We start from the raw sequence: 19,019 nt of genomic DNA on the forward strand, positions 1-19,019 counted from the left end.
CATGAATTAAGTGTCGTGTCTATATTTACTTTTTTGAAACCACCCTAAGGATGGTTTGTTTGCTATGCAATTTTATTTTTCTCTAACCACTACCTCTTTGTTTCAAACTTATCCTTTCACAATCTTTATAATTTATTTTAATATAACTTATTCACCCATTGCCCCTATGCTACCAATAACAAAAAACGCTATATATAATGTAAAACCAATGCTTAGAAATTCTTTTTTTGCGCAAAAGCTCTCAACACAATCTTCATCCTTTAAAATAAACATTGTTTTCCCTTTAAAAACAAATATTAACACAGCACTCATTACAAATACGATTTGTAGTACTGTTGTAATTGCCCCAATCGGTATAAAATCTGATATTATTACACCAAATAAATTAAATGCCATATGCAAATAAATTGCATACTTTATTTTTCCTGTAATAATCACGATATTTGCACACAATACCCCCAAAAACATCGTGTATAACAACTGCTCCAAATTTGCATGATATAATCCAAAAAACAGACTACTAATCGCAATCGCTATAACTTTTCCATATGGTAGTAGCTTTTCTAACAATATTTTTCTAAACAAAAGTTCTTCAAAAATAGGTGAAACAATTACCGCACAAACAAAAAGTAAAACTATTGGCACATTCTCCACATAAGATTCGACAACACCTTCATTCATTTCCCCGTTTATCAAATATATTTTAAGACAATTAACTATCTTATCTGTAACGTTAGATAATAATGTTGTCATTCCTAATAATATTAGTAAATACCTACCCCCATCACAAATCGAATTTTTTCGTCCCAAGGATACTTCATTTATATTTCTTTTCTTCATACTCTTAGTAAAAAGTTGAAAGAAATATACATACCAAACACTGGACATGCATCCACCTATCATCTGAATTGATTGTGTACTTAAAGGTAATTTTACAGCTTCTGTAATGCCAACAACCAAACCACTAAATATACTAGACAAAAGCATAGCACCTAGCAACGCACAACTAATTTTACTAATTGTTTTCATTTTCTAATTTTCTGCTTTCCAAATATTTTTCTTTGCACTTGTCTGAAAAGTGATAATCTTAACCTTAGGAACTTTTCATAAGTGCTTGTGCTTTTGAGACTCTGATTGATTTGCGCATACAACTAGAGTCACCTTATTATATATAAATCAGTTTGCATGAGCAAACCACTCTATACCGAAATATTTACATTATATTGGGACTAATTCCCACATATATGTCTATCTCTGTATTTTTCGGATTGAACATATTTTTCTTTAATTTCTAACATATTACTCCTTCGATATTGTGCAAAAATCATACCGAAACCTTATATTTCATCACAGTCGAACTGCCTATACATATTGGTCTTCGACCTCTACCTTTGTATCCTCATATTTCTATAAGTTTGTCTTTGCGATTATTATAGCTTTCTCTTAAATTATGCGTCAATTAAATTTCTAACAATCGAAAATTACTATCAATAATCGTTCTCGATTTTTTCAAAAAGTGTAATTTTTTCTACCCACCCTTCCTATAATGTCAAACCCAAAAGTATTGATTTTACGGGCTTTTCTTTAAATATTTTCCTCATAAAACAGGGCCGGAAGTATATGACAGTCATTCTATCTTATACTGATAGCTATAAGAGGATACACTTTATAAAGCATCCCTTGAATTGGCTTTATAAAGGCTATAAATTCTCTGTCAACTATGCTTCTTTTTAGGTAGATTCTTTTTTTAACTGCTGCCACTTGCAGAATCTATTAAGATGTGCTATATTGAAGATACAAAAAGGGAAACCGCAAGCGGCTTACCCGGTAAAATAAAAGCTGTTATTTTAAACTGCCGTCATTATTGCGAGTAATGGCGGCTATTTTCGTTTATCCTTGAAAATCTCGTAACAAAGACCTACAAGGGCAACAATGAACATTAATAACTGAATCAGATCAGAATATGTAACATACATCAGCATCGCCCTCCTTTCTTTCGACTGGAGGGTGAATCCCTCCGTAAAAGAGGGTAAGCCGCCCGGCTCTGGTTTCCCATGCCGAAATTATAGCATATTCTTAATTTGCTTTCACTTACCTGCTGCTACATTGAAGTCTTATATTCATCACATAATTCAAATAATCAATAAAATTGTTAAGCGTCTGATTTAATATTTAAATCTTTTTATCAAGGTTTTCTTCAATCTCCTTATATATTCTTTTGATCTCATCAGTGCATTTAGTAATCACCATTCCTTCGATAGTTGCATACATTCCTTTTATACATTCTAAATATGTCAACATTATTATATTTAACTATTGTGCTGCATGAGATGACGCTTCACCTAACCCCAAAATTGTTGGCCCAATTCCAACATCCCCCTTATAAACTCCACGTCTTCCAAATGTTTCTAATGCAGTAGCATGAACTGCTATATTTGCATAATCATAAAACTTCTTCCAATGTGTGCCTTTTCGCTCCCATCCGGAAATAGAGTTGTTCATAATATCCATTATCCTGTTTATTGTTCTCCTATCCGGATTTTCCACATTTAAGACATCTGATGCGATTTGCATATTGCAAGTATAATCGTCCTGTCTTGAATCGAGCCATCTCTGTATCATCCCGATTAGCGGATCATCTTCCTTAAAGTCTTCCTGCAGTTCTTCTACATATTCCTGTAACTTCTTCGGAAGAACTAATGAAAATTTTCCACTCAGATATATTTTATAGGCTTCCGCCCATGCCTGCCTGAACTCATATAGCAAAAGCTCATCATCAACAAATAAACTTTTTGCTATCGGCTCAACTCCACATTCCAATGGTAAGAATCTTCTGTTCCCTGTCTTATCAACTAAAAATTGGGCATCGTTTGTAGTACCAACAAATACACAGGTACGGTATCGCTTTTCACTTTCTCTGGCATACGCTCCGCGGTATTCATCTGATTTAGCTGTAACGAAAGACTTGACGCCCTCTATCGCACTCTTGACTGCAAGCAGTTCATTAAATTCTACAATCAACTTGCCCTGTATCAATTCCGCTGCATCCTTATTTTTGTCTATCGTTTTCAAATTCTCTAAATACCAGTCTTCATTACAACACACTTTCAAGAAAAATGTAGATTTTCCTATGCCTTGGCGCCCAGAAAGAACTAGAACATAATCAAATTTTGTCCCCGGACTAAATGCCCGGCTTATAACTGCAAGCATAACCAGTTTCATACAATGCGCCGAATACTCACTTTTAGCTACGCCAAGATAATCTGTTAAAAGATTTTCTATTCTTGGAACTCCATCCCATACCGTGCTGTTAAGCATATCTATAAACGGATTGAATTTATTTACATCCGCTGCCATTTCCAACGCTGCTAGTATTTTCTTGTCCGAATTTAAAAGGTAATACGTTTCCATATAGTAAATCAAGTATTCATTATCTATATTGGTCCATTCCCTCAATTTCTCTGATTTATTCCACGGTAACGCACCTTCTACGTTCTTCCTGTTTGATAATGTATTGAATTTAATTTTCCCCGACAAGACTGGATCACATCCAAGAACTGTAACGCAATTCTTTCTTGATTGAATCGGTATGTTTTTATCCTTCTGCATATCCAGCATACTAAATACTCTTCCTACCATTTCAATATCTGGTTTGCTACATATTCCCGGGGCAGCCCTCGTCTCTTCTGCTTCTCCGCTTCTTGCTGTTTCTCTTTCTCCCTGCACTCACTCGCCGCCTTTCTGCTTTTGCTTTCATTTTCACATTGTTTCTTGTACCACTTCGCCACATTCTTCATCTGTTGATCATGCTCTTTTTCATACTCATTAACGAAGCGGTTGTAGTATTCTCTAGCCCTGCTACAGCCTAAAAATTCAAGCCGTGTAAGAGCATCTTCGGCAAATCCCGGCCAAGTCAATTCATAGCCATAGATTTTCATAAAGAATGACTTATCAAGTCTCATATCGCAAGATATGCTGTCAAGTAGTTCTCTTCTGCTTGCCATCTACTCACCTACCGTTTTTGTACCGAAAAACCTTTCTTGAAAATACGCCACCGGAACACGGCCACGCGCTATAAGAAATCCTTTTTCCTCAAGTTCACTGTTCATTTGCCGGATATACTGATAGCTTTTGCTCTCAGACACTCCGAGAATCTCTGAAATATCTTTTGCTGTGTATACCTGCTTACTCATTTAATCAACTCCTTTCGCATCTTCCTGATCTGCTCGTCAATGTTCTGCATCTCAGCTGAATATTCAGCTTTCCAACTGCTGCCACTTTGCAGAATCAATTCCGATTTTCGTCTAACTAAGGCTGTGTAGTCTCTGATCTGATTCACTGTCATGATTTCACTCCTTTCAATCACTTCACACGCTGCCCGGCGTATTTTATTCTGTTTCAATAATTTCAGTTACATCAACGCCAAGCGACCGAGCAATCTTGCCGACTGTTTCTGGTCTTGCATCTCCGCCGCCAATAATCCGGCACAATGTGCCTTTTGGGATTCCATCAGCTTCAAGGTCCTTTTGTCCTTTGCACGCTCTCGCTCTCGCAAGTTCGTATTTTTGTCTGTTAATCTTCATCTTTTTATCACCTCTTTCTATATTCATTTTTGAATATATGCATAGTATAATATTCATTTTAGAATATGTTAATGCTTTTTCATAATAAATATTCACTTTTGAATATAAATGTGTTATACTTTAGAATAAGTAGGAGGTACAACATGGGAATAAATGATTTTATACAAATTGGTAGCACTATCAAAGAACTTAGGAAAGCTAAAGGAATTTCGCAAAAAGAAATGTCTAAACTTTTGGATATTCCATATTCTACATACTCAAATTATGAAAATAATAACAGAGAGCCAAGCGCCGACGTAATAAAAAAAGTTTCTGACATCTTGGAAATATCAACAGATAGCTTAATAGAAACAGCGAAAACTAAAAGTAAAACCTTTATAGATGAAATAGATATGTATGTTGAAAAATTCCAAAAAGATATAGCAGAACGTGGTTACAATAGAGAAATGGGAGATATTGAACTATTAAAATATTTTCGGAAATTGAATTATGAAGGGCAAGATAAGGCTATTGACTACACTAAACTACTTTCAGAAAGTCCCAAATACCAAAAAGATTATACTAAAGATAATGGCACTGTGTACGCAGCACACGAACCAACAGACATTGAAAACACCAATAATTCAGAAGAATAAAAGGTGTCAGTATTTGGTGCCCCCTTTGCAAGTGTAGGAAAATCTACGGCAGTAAATAATTTAACACCCATAACCACCGTACCTAAAAGTACGCTTGTAAAAACCGGTGTGTCCAAAATTGGACACTCCACTGTTTATATGACAGATCTAAATTGAGCCGCCGGTTGAACCGTCATCTGAATTTCCGATACTTCAAAGGGTGTAGCGTAACACGACACCTAAACACAGTCACCCAACGCAAAATTGTGTTCGGTACATTGACAATAATATACTTATTAAGGCAGCCGAGAGGGCGGCCATATCATCCGCTTCGAGTCTTAGGAAGGGGATGATAACATGGTTACATATTCGGATTTATTTACGTTTGTAATTATGATATGCGCTATTATTACATTAGTCAGAAATGACGAAGACAGAAAATAGCCGCCCTGCTCTCTGGTAAAGAATTAGGCGGCTATCTCTGATAGTTACTTTTTAATTTTTCGCCGAGGCGGATAGGTTTGAGCTATCTTCTCGACTGTCTTAGTAAGTATATTATAGTCAAAATTATAAAATATGTCAATTATCTTCAACCATTTCACACGCTGCCCGGCTTGAAATGAAAGGAGATAGACACATGCCAACTTACAAAGACGAAAAGACCGGCACATGGTTCGTAAAATGTTACTATACCGATTACATGGGGAATAAGAAACAGAAGAAAAAGAGAGGATTTGCACGTCAGAAAGATGCTAAGGAATGGGAATACAGTTTCCTCAGCTCCCTGCAGTATGATTCAGACACTACTTTCGGGAGTGTCTCTAATGACTTCATAGAGGAAAATACGCCTAGAAGACGAAAGACAACGATTAGAAGCTATAATATTGCCCTTAAGCATATTTTGCCCACATTTAAGGATATACCGCTCTCAGAGATTAATGAGAAGATGATTATCCTGTGGCAAAATGAACTGTTAAACACGGAACTTTCAGAGGTATACATCAATAAAATTGATACCATGTTCCGCACAATATATAAATATGGGGCAAAACGCTGTGGACTACGCTCCAATCCATTTGACGGCATAGAGAAGATTGGAAAAGCAAGCAACAAATCACTGCACTTTTGGACGCATGAACAGTATAATGCGTTCATACCATACATTGAGCAGCCTACTACACGAATGGCTTTTCAAGTGCTTTACTACTGCGGTATTCGTATAGGCGAGTTATTCGCCCTCACAGCCGGAGATATTGACTTAGATGAACAAATCATGCATATTACCAAATCATTGCAGAGAATGGAGCGTCAGGACGTTATAACCCCACCAAAAACGCGCAAAGGAATAAGGGATATAACCTTATCTAATTTTCTTGTGAAAGAACTTGAAAATTACATGTCAATGATATATGATTGTAACGGCGAAACTAGGTTGTTTGAAATTTCCAAGCAATCGCTATATTATCCAATGAAAAAATATTCAGAGATTGCCAGAGTTCCGCGAATACGCATACATGACATAAGACATTCTCACGTTGCCTTGTTGATTGAAAAGGGTGTTTCTCCGCTCGCTATCGCTGAAAGACTCGGGCATGATGATATAAAGATTACGCTCGGAACTTATGGGCATTTATACCCAAATAAACAACGAGAGATTGCGGACCTCTTGAATACTTTATAATAAAATAGTACCGTTTCAGTACCAAGAAGTATTAACAATCCCTCAGCAACCTTGATTTTAAGCCAAAAATATAAAGAGTGTTCGCGACCTTCCACTCGTAAAACAAAACTAAAGGAGAAAACAGAATATGAAAAACAAAAGTGTATTATTTATGGCACAGGCAGCCATGATCGCTGCAATCTATGTGGTGTTGACAATCGTATTTGCACCATTCAGCTTTGGGGAGGTGCAGGTTCGTATCGCTGAAGCATTGACTATCTTACCGGTATTTACTCCGGCAGCTATTCCGGGACTATTCATCGGATGTCTGATTGGTAACATCCTCGGTGGTGCGCTTCTTCCGGATATTATTTTCGGAAGCCTTGCAACGTTAATCGGTGCGTTATTTACTTATTTGTTACGTAAAAGATCAAAATTCCTTGCACCACTTCCTCCGATTTTGGCAAATATTGTCGTTGTTCCTTTTGTACTTCGCTATGCTTACGGTGTACTACTCCCAATCCCATTTATGATGCTCACAGTCGGCATCGGCGAGATTATTTCATGCGGTGTACTGGGAATGATTGTATATACTGCCTTACACAAATATCAATATATACTTTTTAAAAAACAAGTCTCATAGTAAAAAATAGGAAAGAGTGATGATATTCTCTTTCCTATTTTTTTATATGTTTTTCACTTGACATATATAGTCTACCGATATATTATATAGTTAAACTATATATAGTTATCCTACACATAAAAAGGAGGTATTTCAATGTCAATTGATAAAACATTAGTTTCAGGGAGTGTTACGATGCTCCTTCTCAAGCTTTTGTCGGAAAAGGATATGTATGGGTACGAGATGATTTCCACATTACGTGAGCGTTCACAGAATGTTTTCGAACTGAAAGCCGGTTCCTTATATCCTTTGCTTCACAATCTGGAAGGAAAGAATATTGTGGCTTCTTACGAGAAAGAGGTACTTGGAAAAGTACGAAAGTATTATCACATAACCAAAGAGGGGCATGCATTATTGGTTCAGAAACAAGAAGAATGGAACGAATATGTCGGTGCTGTAGCCGACGTCATGTTATTGGAGGTGTAATCTATATGGAGGAATATTTGAAAACTTTATTAGAACAAATCCGCTGTAAAAAAGCACATGCTTCCATTTATCATGAAATCAGGGGGCACATCGAAGAACAGGTGGCAGACAATATAGCAGAGGACATGAGCAAAGACGATGCTTTAAAAGCGGCGCTAAATGATATGGGGGATCCTGTTCAGACAGGTGTGGAGATGGATCAGCTCCATCGCCCGCAGATGGCTTGGCGCATAATTGTGGCAATCGGTATACTGACACTTTTCAGCATTTTGATACAGTATCTCGTCACGAGATATATTCCAGACAATAACGCATATTTTTTCCGCCATCATATATTTAATGCAATAATCAGTTTTAGTGCGATGATTGTAGTCTATAGGATCGATTACAGCCTGATCGGAAAATATTCCAAGTGGATTGCCACGATCTTCCTATTGTTTTTCGCTTTCCAAATATTTATAGTGGAGATGCGCCTCAACGGAACTCTTTATATGCGCATTTTATCCAAAGTGCTTATAATGTCACCGTTGTTCTTTCTGTACGTGCCGCTTTTCGGCGCAATCCTATATCAGTATCGAGGAAAGGGCTGGCGTGTTGTTCCAAAAATTTTCATTTGGATGGCTCTTCCGCTTTTTTTAACGCTGGAACTGCCGAATCTCGGGGTAACCATTTCACTATTTTTCATGCTGGCAAGCCTATTGACCATTGCTGTATGGAAAGGATGGTTTACATTCCATAAAAAGAAATTTTTGACGGCATTTTGGGGAATCTCTATTTCATTCCCGATTGCCAGTGTTGCGATTCTGATGCAGACCGGAAAGCCTGCGCCATATCAGACCGCACGTATTCACGCATTGTTTGATCCTACGGTGGAAAACCATACACTGCAAACACTCCGCAGTATCGTAACAAACAGCGCTTTTATCGGCGCAAGCAATAAGAAATCACTGCTGCAAGAAGGGCAAAACAGTGATTATATTCTATCCACACTTTCCGCTTATTACGGAATATTAGCGGCTCTTGTTGCCGTTCTTCTTATTTTCTTATTGATCAGAAAAATATTCCAGATTTCTTCCTCACAGAAAAATCAGCTTGGAATGATGATGGGATACGGATGTGGAATGGTATTTTTTGTCTCCGCTTTTTGGAATGTGCTAGTTACACTTGGACTTGTATTTCCTACCTACACTTTTTTACCATTTTTCTCCTATGGGGGCGTTACTATGGTTGTAACTTACATTCTTCTGGGAATTGTACTCAGCATTTATCGGTACAAAAATGTGTTATCCGACACATACATGTACAAAAAAAATTGGGATGTCGCCTAAGCGATACCCCAATTTTTTTCTTATTTCACATATCCGATAAACGTATGACCACTTCCAGCTACCATAGAATCAATTTCTTCTGCTGTACTTGTGTGGACTCCTCCATCTGCCGGATCAATATAAGTGACTGTTGATGTGTCATATCCGATCAAAAGTACTGCATTGGAACTGTCTGTCATTGCAATGACCGGAGTTCCTCTTCCGATAATATAAAGCATCTCCTCTGTTGTGCATCCAGTCAGATCCATTCCCTCTCCGCCGGAATATTCACTTAGAATATCAATTGCCGATTTACCCGCGTTCATCTCCTCTGCCACATTGACGTTCTTGCCCTCCAGCGCCAAAATTTGGCGAATACATGCCGCAAAGGTCGACTCACCTTCCTGAACCGTAAATCCTTCCATCTCCACCTCATACCGAAGATCGCGGTTTCCTCTCTCCCAGACGTACGCCTGATCTGAAGATACCACTACGCCTGATACCTCATCGGCCTTTTGAACTGCATACCCGGCTTTGTCATATAAGCCAAGCATCTGTCCAAGACCGTATACATAGAATTTTCCTTTTTCACTCTCACTGTCAAATGCAACCGTTGTAGGATTCTCATACAATACCTGCTTCGGTTTTAAAATCTTTGGTTTCTTATCATCAATACCATCTGCATATACAAGTCGGTATTGCAGCTCTTTCAAACTGGTCGAGTATTCCTGTAAAGAAATATTGCTCTCTGCCTTCTCCTCATTATTTGTAATATAATCTCTGTCTATTGAAGTATAAGTATCTCCGCTTTTTGTCACACGGTTCAATGTGATCATATTGTTTTCCACAAATACATCTGAAATATAAACATTTTCAAATTCATATGTCTTTACAATCTTGTCATCAGAGTCCTTGATTTCCAGCTTGTACATTGGAAGTATCTCAGAACCGGACACTGTTTTCCCTGCATCTGACGCTCTTAAGGTTCCATACACAAAGTCTTCTGAGATAAATCCAAGAGGTCGTATATTTTCACCTTCTGCCGCTGTCACCTTCTGTGTCTCTCCGGTCATGAAATTCAAAATAGTCACTTCCGTAGAATCATTGAGTCCTCCATTATCCTGGTAAGCAATCAGATGTCCGTCGTCTCCCGCAACGTACTGACCTTCTGCTAACGATTCTACAACCGCTTCTTTTTCACCGGTCTTCAAATTTACTTTATAAATAGTTCCGTCCACTAACACATACAACATGTTCTGTTCATTGTTGTAATATACCAGTTTCCCAAGCTCCTCTTCTGCAATTGCAAAAGATTTATTACTTGGAATAAACGCTTTCTCTTCCACAACATTTTGAGACAGATTAAAGTAGTAAATCGCCGCACCTACTTCTCCTTCATGTTCCCCACGGTTCATATAGCCATAGACTGCAAATGTCGTATTTCCATCCTTATCCATGGAAATAATTTTGATCGCATGCTGGTCATACAGATTCCGCACATCTTCTTTCTCCGTATCTGCAAAACTAAATACAAGCGCCAACGAATCTTCATTCTTATCAAAGCACCACAGTTCTCTCTCCTGAATAAATGACACAATACTTCCGTCCTCATTTGTCTCATATTGAACATTTTTCGGAACAATTCCAAGGTTGATTCCTTTTCCCGATAAAATCTGGTTAGAAGACTCCAATATCTGATTCATCGTCCTGTCATAATCCAAAAGATAAAGCTTTCCTTTCAGATAGCGCACACGGAAGAATTCTCTTACATTATATGTCTCCTGATCATTGTCGTCTCCTTTACACTTAACTTGATATTTCAACTGAATCGCCGTGTAAGTAGAATTTGTTTCTTTAATATCCCACTGGATATCGCAGGAAATCTCAGGTGAAAGTTTTCCCCATGTGACATGATCCAGATCTGAATGGATCGTCACATGTTGAAGTGTGGTATTATCTCCCTCTTCATTTGGTTCAATCACAGCTGTAATACTGTCTGTGTCTGACTTATTCAACATATTCGTGTGAAGTGTGTTCGCAAAATCAATACATTCCTTCACATAGTATTCATCTGACTTCACAATTCTTGTATAATAGCGAATTTTATTGTCTTTATCTATGTTCAATGTAATCTTCAAAACACCTTCTGTCCCCTCGGTCAGAACATTTCCGACACCCAAGGTCATTGTTTCTTTAAGTGTCTTCTCCGTCTTTTGTAAAAGCCGGTCCTCTCCGTTTAATGTATATACCTCATACGTAAGCGACTCCGGATCCATCTCATACAAATTCATACGAATCTCTACTGTGTTATCTGCATTCACTGGTGTGATCGTATCGCGCATTGCCGGAATATTCATCTCATCCTTATATCCCACAAGATGATTGATTTCATCTCCGTCCGTCACAAAGGAAATCGTCGGGAATGTCGCCGCATTCATCTCGACTGTCATGTCAGAATTGCCCTGATTCGTGATAAAACTGAACACGATCACAGCAACGATAAAAACAGCCGTCAAAACCCCTATTTTAATGACTCTGTCTTTCATTTACTATACCTCTTTTTCTTCTAATAGCTTTTTCAATGTAGGCGCGATATTCAAAAACTGCTCGCAGGCCTCCAATTTCTCCCCATTCTTTTTTTGATTCCCACTCTTCACCGCACGAATCAGGATATTTTTTGGCGTATGCTCCATATCGATAAACTCTAAAATCTGTGCATCATAGCCTTGTCCTTCCAAATATTCCGCCCGCATCGCATCGGTCACAAGTGCTGCCAATCGCTCCTTGATCAGACCATATTTCAGGATCGGTGCAAGAGTCTCATTTTTGATCTGCCTGTTCAATTCATGCTGACAACACGGAACGGATAAGATTACCTTTGCATTCCATCCGACCGCTTTTGCAAGCGCAAAATCTGTTGCAGTGTCACAGGCATGCAGCGTCACGACCATGTCCACTTCATTCACGCCCGTATAGTCCGCAATATTTCCCTCCAAAAACTTCAGCTTTTTATATCCATATTTTTCACTCAGTTCATTACAATGACGTATCACCTCTTTTTTCAGGTCTAATCCTATAATACGAACATCTATCTGTTTTAATTCATGCAGATAATAATACATTGCAAATGTCAGATAAGATTTTCCACATCCGAAATCAAGAATTGTCACTTCCTTGTCCCTGTCAAGCTGTGGCAGGATATCTTCTATAAATTCCAGAAACCGGTTAATCTGACGAAACTTGTCGAATTTTGTCCTGACAATCTTTCCTTCTGCCGTCATGACTCCCAAATCCTGCAGAAACGGAACTGTTGTTCCTTCCTCTAAAATATACCGCTTACTTCTATTATGAGAAAGATCCACTTCTTTTACACAGCCAGTCTGCTGCTTTTTCTGAATCGTCACCTTCCCTTTTTTACTCACAAGCACTGTGTATTTTACTGTTTTTGTCTCCATCTGCATCTGGCGAAACTTTTCCATATATCCGCACAGTACAGACACCGCCTGAGCTGCATCACAATTTTCATGAAACACCTGATTGTTTTGGTGTTCCTCACACTGAAACAGCAACACTCCCTTTTTCAAAATCGGTCTTACCTTCACTTTTTTTAGCCCGTCTTTCTCTCGCGGATTGCTAAGCGTTGCTGCAATAAAATCTATATTCAAACTCTGTTGTAACAGTTCTTTTATTTTTTCCATAAAACTGACCTCTTTTACTTTTTTCAACTATCACCCATTATTCTACAAGTTCTGCACCCGAAACGCAAGAAAGACAAGGAATTTTTTCATCCCCTGCCTTTCATTTTGTTACTAAACCGTAACCTCTTTTAAGATTTTGTCACACTTTGTCCGACAACCGCCTTCGGAAATACGATCGTAACCTTGAATAAATCTCCATCCAGATACAGTTCAAATTTTCCGCCCTGTAATTCTGTCAGATTCTTTGCAATCGAAAGACCAAGACCACTGCCTTCCGTACTTCTTGATACATCTCCCCGGATAAACCGCTCGGTCAGCTCATCTGCCGAGATATTTAATGGCTGCTCAGAGATATTCTTCAACGAAAACTCCACTGTATGCTCTTTTTCAATCAAATCCGCATAAACTCTCGTACCTTCCAGCGCGTATTTTGCCGCATTGTTATAAATATTCTCAATTACACGCCACATCCGTCTTCCATCGGTGCGGACCATAACCGGCTTCTCCGGAACATTCAGCACAATCTGAAGATTTCGCTTTTCAAATTTCTCCGCAAACTCACCGGTTGTCTGATTAATCATTTCCACAAAATTGATATTCATATATTCCATCGTAATATTTCCACTGCTAATCTTCGACGCTTCTACCACATCCTCCGTCAGATGTTTCAGCCTCTGGGCCTTCGCCTCCAGAATATCCAAATATCCTTGAATCTTCGGATCTTGAATATTTTCACGTTTCAACAAATCAACATAATTAATGATTGATGTAAGCGGTGTCTTAATGTCATGAGATACGTTTGTGATCAGATCCGTCTTCAAACGCTCATCTTTCATACTTTTCTCTACCGCTTTGCTCAAGCCTTCCCCGATATGGTTGATGTGCAATGCCATATCAAGTTCATCATCTTTCAAGCCCTTCGTCGGAATCTGATACTCTACATTTCCATCTGCAATGTGACGAATTCCATCTTTGAGTCTCTGTCTTGCAATCGCTTTTCGGATCAGATAATACAGCGTCACTCCCTCAACGAGGAACATGACAAACATCCAGCCGCCGGTTCCCATTGTACCGATCGCAATCCAGTGTACCACAATAAATGCCAGTGCACCTACTGTCACTTTAAATGTGCAGCTTCTATATGCAAAAAACTTCTTCAGACCACGAATCAGCCAGCGCAGAACACTGTTCTTCCACAGCATTTTCGCCTTAATTCTTCGAACAATACTCAGATAGCCGATAAAAAATGCCGCACAGCATAAAAGCATCGCAAAACCTAGCAAGATCCAATCATCATCTAAAAATCCTCGTTCCAAAATCGTCGCCGCATAGGTTCGATATCCATTGCTCCAGTATTTCACACCCCACGTGTCAATAAGCGCATAGACAAAAGAGAGTGCCAACACCCACACACCAGCAATCAACGCAAGCGCAAGCTCCGTCTTAACCCGGTCAAACCACATAAGGTGCACACCTTCATCTTTTCGAGTGCGCCCTGCAATGATGGTGAGCCATACAAATCCAATAAAGAACCCCGCAATCGAAACAAGTGCGACAGCAAGCATTGTGTTAATCATTGGCGCATATTTATCAAACAGCTTATTTTGCAAATAAAAGCTGTCCTGAATCGGATATTTCGTATCAACCGAAACCACATACATATAGTTGTCTGTACCGGCCATTGTTCTCGAAGACCAATTGTCTGCTTCCGTATCCAGATTTGTCTTGAAATCCGCAAGTTTTGGTGTCACAACTACATACTTTCCACTCTCGGTGAGATTTTTTACATATTCCTGCATGTTATTAATGTCCGTATATACCTGTCGGTTCGTGTATAATTTTCCACTGTTAAAATCTGCAAATATATAGGTAAGGTTTGTGTTTCCTTCTGTCCAATATTCCTGGAACTGCTCATATGCGCTCAGTTCACTTTCCAGATTAGAAAGCGTGTTACTCAATGCTCGATAAATCTCACTGAGCTTTCCATTCCACTTTGGATTCTCATTTACAATCTGCAGCAATGACTTTCCATCTGCCGTCATATAGCGCTCCGGAATAGCAGTCATATTCCAGCAATCCGTATAGACTACCTTTCCATCCGCATCCAATACCTGCATCACATCTTCATCATAATAATTCTCTTCTACATATCCATCTTCCAACTCTTCCATCTGATCAACATCAGAAGTATCGTCTGAGAACTTCAGCCCTTCTTTGAACAGCTGCGCAAACTCTTCTTCCGTATAGTATGCGTATGTACCATCCGCTTTTTTGCATACGATAATACTGTCTCCTGAGCTTTCCTCCGTTCCCCAATTGTCAATCCAGTCCGACAAATCTCCTAAGCGATATGCGATTCCGGATTCATCTTCCCCTGTAATCTTTTGGGAATCCATGTATGCCATAATATCCACAAGCTTATTCGCATCATATTTTCCGTCTGTCTCAAAATTCTTCTGAAGATCAATCTGATTCAAAATAGTGTGCGATGCCGACTGCAGATTCTCTTCAAACCCTCTTGTTTCCTTATACTCACCCTTTGAAAGATCATTGAGATTCTTCCCATACTCCTGTCCCGGATAAATCAAAATAAATACAACACAAAGCACTGCCAGTACTGCAAAAATATGCTCCAGAATCAGAAGAATTCCTTTCATCGGTGCTGATTTGTACCAATGTTTCATAAATACTCCCTTCTAAAGCTTTTCTATCTTATATCCTACCCCCCACACAACTTTCAGATATCTTGGTTCTTTCGGGTTAATTTCAATTTTCTCACGAATATGGCGAATATGAACTGCAACTGTGTTGTCCGCTCCTATCGCCTCTTCATTCCAGATATTTTCGTAAATCTGGTCGATAGAAAAGACTTTCCCTTGATTTTTTACTAATAGCAACAAAATATTGTACTCAATCGGTGTCAGTCTTACCGATTCACCATCTACCGTCACTTCTTTAAGTTCATCGTTAATCGAAAGTCCGCCGACTTCGTACACTTCTTTCTTCTCATCCTGCACTGTGCTTCCAAGCTGTGTGTATCTTCTAAGCTGCGATTTTGCTCTCGCAACAAGCTCTAACGGATTAAATGGTTTTGTAACATAATCATCCGCTCCGATATTCAGTCCCAAAATCTTATCTGCATCCTCTGATTTTGCAGATAAAATAATAATTGGCAGACTGTTCTCTTCACGAATCTTAAGGGTTGCTCTGATTCCGTCCAGCCTTGGCATCATCACATCCATAATCAGGAGATCGACGTGCTCTTTTTTCAATGTCTGAATCGCTTCCTCTCCATCATAGGCTTTTAATACCTCATAACCTTCCTGTGTCAAATATATTTCAATTGCCTCCACAATTTCTTTGTCATCATCACATACTAATATTTTAAACATAATCATCACCTCCCTTGTAGTATACAAGATTATCAAACAATTTTTAAGAGGCAGATAGGAAATTTCTTAATATTCGTTTAATTTAAAAACCCGCACATCATTCCGATGTGCGGATCCTATATCTTATAGCCCTTTTGCCTTTTTTACACAAGCTTTCATTGCTTCTATTACACTGCCTGTGCCGCAAACTGATAAGCCTGCTGCCCCGGCATTCCATCCGCAACTGCTCCATCTGCCATTGCCTCAATCAGCATAAACACATATGCCGGCGAACTTCCACTGACAGATACAACCACATCCATTAAGTTTTCACTTAATACCTGAGCCATTCCAAATCCACTCAAAATATTACATATATAATCAAGCTCTTCTTTTGTAACTAAATCATTGTGGCAAACACCTGTGATTCCTTCTCCTACCAGAGCAGTGGTATTTGGCATCGTACGTACAAGTTTTACCGGTTTTGCAAATGCACCCGCCAGATATTCCAATGTCTTACCCGGTGCAATAGTAACAATAATCTGAGTTTCTGTAATCAGCTCTTTGATTTCTTTAATTACTGCATCATAAAACTGTGGTTTCACAGACAGAACGAGCACTTCTGCTGTTCTTGCAACCTCTTTATTGTCTGTAGTAACATGAATTCCAAGACTTTCTTTTGCCTGTCTGAGCCCCGGCTCATACAAGTCAGATGCAATCACTTCCTCCGGCTTAAAAATATTATTTTTTAAAATACCGCCAATCATTGCTTTCGCCATATTTCTGGCGCCTATAAATCCTAATTTCATAATCTTATTCTCCTTGCTTTTTAATTAAATGACTGCTCTGTTCTCTCAATAATCTCATCTTGAAGCGCTTTGCTCAGGTTACGGAAATGATCACTATATCCCGCAACACGCACAATCAAATCTTTATACTCAGGTAGAAATTAAACACATCTTTCATGATGTTATCTGCATAATCATCGTCATTTCCATTAATCTGTTTCTATTTTTATATCTCTTTAATAAAATTATTTTTTCTTTTAGAATCTAATCATATTTTGGACACATTTTTCTTTTATACTTAGAGTCAGATAGTTGATAGAACAACTATCTCCCCCCTCATAAAGTAATCATCTTCAGATTTGAAGATGTACACTTTACTCTCATTCCTTTAGATAACTATAAAACAACGAACCCCGTTAACCTTTCGGTTAACGGGGTTTCGCTGTTTACGGGCTTCCCACGGGCTTCCCCAGAATTTGGATTTATCACCTCAAACTATGTTTTCAGCATAACATACTTTTTCTCCCTCGCGGGATAAAAACTAACGCCAGAACTGCAACAAACATCGTTAAAATTTCCGCTCCTGGAACTGCAAGCCAGATTCCATTCATTCCCCAAAATTGTGGCAGCACTATCAAAAACAGCAACAACAACGCGAACGAGCGAAGGAATGTAATTCCTCCTGCAAAATATCCTTTCCCATAAGCCATCATACGTACTGCTGAGAAAATGTTAATTCCGGAAAACAAAAATCCCAAACCATATATCCGCATTCCGGAAACCGCCAGTGTATATACACTGCTATGTTTATCGGCAAAAAAAGATACACACATTGGTGCCAGAAAAAAAGTCAATGCATAAATTACAATCGGGGCAATACTGAAAAAACGATATGCATACCTCTCAAGAGCACGGCATACATCAAGTTTTTTATCTCCATATGCATATCCAAGCGGAGGTGCCATCCCCATAGAAAAACCGGAATAAATCCCAATAAACAAAAATTGCAGATACATAATAATGGAGACAGCAGCTATCCCATCTTCTCCGGCAAACGCCATCGCCGTTCTATTAAAAACAATTGTTGTGATCGCGATTGCCAATTGATTCACAAACTCGGACGTTCCGTTTATCATACAGTTAAATCCTATCTTGAAAGACAGTCCTCGAAATGTAAATTCCAAGGTATGTTTCTTCTTCACAAAATAGTAAAGTCCCATAGAAAAAGAAAGTAGCAGTCCTAAAATCGTAGCAAGTGCAGCTCCCAAAATCCCCATGTCCATACATCCCACAAAAACATAGTCCAATACAATATTTAGTAGACCTCCTGCAAGCGCCGTCAAAAAGCTGTAAGTGGGTGAGCCGTCCACGCGAATAAAATAAGTAAGCAGCTCTTTTCCAATGACAACAGGAGTACCGACAAGCCACCAAAAAGCATATGTTTTGCAATCACTCATCGTTAATTGTGTCGCGCCCAGTAATTCCAATAGCGCAGGAAGTTTTATCCAGATTAAGGCAGATACACCGCATCCAACCAACAGTGACAGCAGCATGCTGACAGAAAATGTTCTGTTTGCTTCTTCTTTTCTTTCCCCACCGATATGAAGCGCTGCAAGTGCACTCCCACCTGTTGCAAACGCCAGTGCAATTCCCGTCAATATATTTACAATCGGATACACAATATTGATAGCCGCTAATGCATTTGTCCCCACATAGGACGACACAAAAATTCCATCCACAATGGTATATACCGTATTAAACAATGCCGTCAAATACGTTGGGATAATAAACTTTAATAATTTTCCAAACCGCACTTCCTTCGCTGAATCAAAAATCAATAATTTTTCCATATGTTCCCCCTCCTCAGTGCTATTTTAAACCTTAAAGTAA

At 38.7% G+C, this 19,019-nt stretch carries 17 protein-coding genes and 1 pseudogene; 5 read left to right on the forward strand and 13 right to left on the reverse strand.

Features of this window, described 5'->3' with window-relative positions; all coding sequences use genetic code 11:
* Positions 1 to 147: 147 nt before the first annotated feature.
* From BQ5364_RS16820 to BQ5364_RS16840, 7 genes are all read right to left on the reverse strand, one after another.
* A complete protein-coding gene (locus BQ5364_RS16820; protein ID WP_004614361.1) occupies positions 148 to 1,029 on the reverse strand; it encodes a CPBP family intramembrane glutamic endopeptidase in 882 nt (293 codons plus the stop codon).
* Positions 1,030 to 1,880: 851 nt separating this feature from the next.
* Positions 1,881 to 1,976: a putative holin-like toxin gene (locus BQ5364_RS18395; protein ID WP_022250471.1), complete on the reverse strand. Its 96-nt coding sequence runs from the start codon at positions 1,974 to 1,976 to the stop codon at positions 1,881 to 1,883.
* Positions 1,977 to 2,313: 337 nt separating this feature from the next.
* Positions 2,314 to 3,726 (reverse strand): virulence-associated E family protein, encoded by a 1,413-nt coding sequence (locus BQ5364_RS16825; protein WP_147611766.1) that lies wholly within the window; start codon positions 3,724 to 3,726, stop codon positions 2,314 to 2,316.
* Positions 3,633 to 4,004, reverse strand: a complete 372-nt coding sequence (locus BQ5364_RS16830) for a hypothetical protein (RefSeq protein WP_004614364.1) — start codon at positions 4,002 to 4,004, stop codon at positions 3,633 to 3,635. Before BQ5364_RS16830 ends, BQ5364_RS16825 begins: the two co-directional genes overlap by 94 nt.
* Positions 4,005 to 4,193: a hypothetical protein gene (locus BQ5364_RS16835; protein ID WP_004614365.1), complete on the reverse strand. Its 189-nt coding sequence runs from the start codon at positions 4,191 to 4,193 to the stop codon at positions 4,005 to 4,007.
* On the reverse strand, positions 4,190 to 4,345 hold the full coding sequence (locus BQ5364_RS18010) for a hypothetical protein (RefSeq protein ID WP_159431705.1): 156 nt from the start codon (positions 4,343 to 4,345) through the stop codon (positions 4,190 to 4,192). Before BQ5364_RS18010 ends, BQ5364_RS16835 begins: the two co-directional genes overlap by 4 nt.
* Before the next feature lie 43 nt (positions 4,346 to 4,388).
* Positions 4,389 to 4,583 carry a hypothetical protein gene (locus BQ5364_RS16840; RefSeq protein WP_022249986.1) on the reverse strand — a complete coding sequence of 65 codons (195 nt, stop codon included), beginning with the start codon at positions 4,581 to 4,583 and terminating at the stop codon, positions 4,389 to 4,391.
* Positions 4,584 to 4,726: 143 nt separating this feature from the next.
* Between BQ5364_RS16840 and BQ5364_RS16845 the strand changes: the two genes are divergently transcribed.
* The 5 genes from BQ5364_RS16845 to BQ5364_RS16865 all read left to right on the forward strand — a co-directional run bounded on the left by BQ5364_RS16845 (position 4,727) and on the right by BQ5364_RS16865 (position 9,293).
* Positions 4,727 to 5,218 (forward strand): helix-turn-helix domain-containing protein, encoded by a 492-nt coding sequence (locus tag BQ5364_RS16845; RefSeq protein WP_004614368.1) that lies wholly within the window; start codon positions 4,727 to 4,729, stop codon positions 5,216 to 5,218.
* 616 nt (positions 5,219 to 5,834) lie between these two features.
* Positions 5,835 to 6,878 carry a site-specific integrase gene (locus tag BQ5364_RS16850; RefSeq protein WP_071144676.1) on the forward strand — a complete coding sequence of 348 codons (1,044 nt, stop codon included), beginning with the start codon at positions 5,835 to 5,837 and terminating at the stop codon, positions 6,876 to 6,878.
* A 127-nt stretch (positions 6,879 to 7,005) separates the two neighbouring features.
* Entirely contained in the window at positions 7,006 to 7,500 is a 495-nt protein-coding gene (locus BQ5364_RS16855) for a QueT transporter family protein (RefSeq protein ID WP_004614370.1), read from the forward strand.
* 135 nt (positions 7,501 to 7,635) lie between these two features.
* Complete coding sequence (locus BQ5364_RS16860; protein WP_004614371.1) at positions 7,636 to 7,965, forward strand: PadR family transcriptional regulator; 330 nt, start codon at positions 7,636 to 7,638, stop codon at positions 7,963 to 7,965.
* Between the two features lie 17 nt (positions 7,966 to 7,982).
* Positions 7,983 to 9,293 (forward strand): FtsW/RodA/SpoVE family cell cycle protein, encoded by a 1,311-nt coding sequence (locus BQ5364_RS16865; protein ID WP_159431706.1) that lies wholly within the window; start codon positions 7,983 to 7,985, stop codon positions 9,291 to 9,293.
* Between the two features lie 20 nt (positions 9,294 to 9,313).
* Here the strand turns inward: BQ5364_RS16865 and BQ5364_RS16870 are convergent, their stop codons facing one another.
* The 6 genes and pseudogenes from BQ5364_RS16870 to BQ5364_RS16895 all read right to left on the reverse strand — a co-directional run bounded on the left by BQ5364_RS16870 (position 9,314) and on the right by BQ5364_RS16895 (position 18,979).
* Positions 9,314 to 11,818 carry a cysteine peptidase family C39 domain-containing protein gene (locus BQ5364_RS16870; protein WP_071144678.1) on the reverse strand — a complete coding sequence of 835 codons (2,505 nt, stop codon included), beginning with the start codon at positions 11,816 to 11,818 and terminating at the stop codon, positions 9,314 to 9,316.
* A gap of 3 nt (positions 11,819 to 11,821) precedes the next feature.
* Complete coding sequence (locus tag BQ5364_RS16875) at positions 11,822 to 12,970, reverse strand: class I SAM-dependent methyltransferase (RefSeq protein ID WP_071144679.1); 1,149 nt, start codon at positions 12,968 to 12,970, stop codon at positions 11,822 to 11,824.
* 128 nt (positions 12,971 to 13,098) lie between these two features.
* Positions 13,099 to 15,654 carry a histidine kinase dimerization/phospho-acceptor domain-containing protein gene (locus BQ5364_RS16880; RefSeq protein ID WP_071144680.1) on the reverse strand — a complete coding sequence of 852 codons (2,556 nt, stop codon included), beginning with the start codon at positions 15,652 to 15,654 and terminating at the stop codon, positions 13,099 to 13,101.
* Positions 15,655 to 15,666: 12 nt separating this feature from the next.
* Entirely contained in the window at positions 15,667 to 16,362 is a 696-nt protein-coding gene (locus BQ5364_RS16885; protein WP_022249867.1) for a response regulator transcription factor, read from the reverse strand.
* A gap of 170 nt (positions 16,363 to 16,532) precedes the next feature.
* Positions 16,533 to 17,150: pseudogene (locus BQ5364_RS16890) on the reverse strand (pyrroline-5-carboxylate reductase family protein); the annotation flags it as partial.
* 482 nt (positions 17,151 to 17,632) lie between these two features.
* A complete protein-coding gene (locus tag BQ5364_RS16895) occupies positions 17,633 to 18,979 on the reverse strand; it encodes an MATE family efflux transporter (RefSeq protein WP_004614378.1) in 1,347 nt (448 codons plus the stop codon).
* Positions 18,980 to 19,019: the final 40 nt, after the last annotated feature.

It is taken from the genome of Coprococcus phoceensis, assembly GCF_900104635.1.
Lineage (GTDB): Bacteria > Bacillota > Clostridia > Lachnospirales > Lachnospiraceae > Faecalimonas > Faecalimonas phoceensis.